The organism is Bacillus sp. CD3-5 (assembly GCF_006349665.1).
Classification (GTDB): domain Bacteria; phylum Bacillota; class Bacilli; order Bacillales; family Bacillaceae_G; genus Bacillus_A; species Bacillus_A paranthracis.
In genome coordinates this window covers 1-946 of the sequence record NZ_VEPX01000040.1, presented here as the reverse complement: position 1 = coordinate 946, position 946 = coordinate 1, and the positions used below count along the sequence as shown (strand labels likewise).

The 946-nt window shown below is 35.5% G+C and carries 1 protein-coding gene; it reads left to right on the top strand.

The genetic code is table 11. The annotated features are described in order from the left end of the window. Positions 1 to 92 precede the first annotated feature (92 nt). The coding region (locus FH036_RS26885) for a transposase (protein ID WP_139896431.1) at positions 93 to 946 on the top strand (854 nt) is incomplete at its 3' end.

Below are 946 nucleotides of genomic sequence, written 5' to 3'. Positions count from 1 at the left end.
TTTCTTTACAGAAAATATAAAAAAGAATCGTCCATCTTTGATATAATTAAGTCACCACAACCAAATCATCAAAAGAAAGGAACGATTCTCTTATGTTTATAGATTATAACAAAAAACAACTCACTTTTCCATTAGATGTTGAGGTTCATATTCCTGAACATCATCTTTCACGTGTGGTTCATACAGCTGTAGAAGCAATGGACCTCTCTATCCTCTTATCACGTTATCCAGGTGGTGGCAGACCACCTTATCACCCAAAAATGATGTTGAAAGTCTTATTATATGCCTACACAAAAGGAATCTATTCTTCTCGAAAAATCGAGGAACAACTCCATGAAAATATCCATTTCATGTGGCTTTCTGACGAAAAAACACCAGACTTTCGTACAATCAATCGTTTTCGATCAGAGCGTATGAAAGACGTGATTTATGAAACTTTCTTCTCTCTTATCGACCTATTGAAACAAGAAGGACTTGTCAAACTCGAAGATTATTTTCTAGATGGAACAAAAATAGAGGCAAATGCCAATCGATATACGTTTGTATGGAGAAAATCCACCGAAAAATATGATCAAAAGCTAGATGAGAAGTACCAAAAGATTGTCGCGACAATTGAACAAGCAAGTGAAGACGATCAGAAAGCGGAATTAGAAGAAGAACAAATGAAAGATGCTTGTCCTGTCACTTCTGAAAAAATTAAACAAACTATTCAAACCTTAGAAAAACGCCTACAAGATGAACCGAAAAATAAAACGATGAAAAAAGCGAAGCGTCAGTTGGAAAAGGATCTTCTTCCACGCAAAATAAAGTACGAAGCTCATAAAGAAACCTTTCAAGAAAGAAATAGCTTTTCAAAAACAGATACAGACGCGACCTTTATGCGGATGAAAGAAGACCATATGAAAAACGGTCAGCTTAAACCAGGATACAATCTACAAGTTGGAAC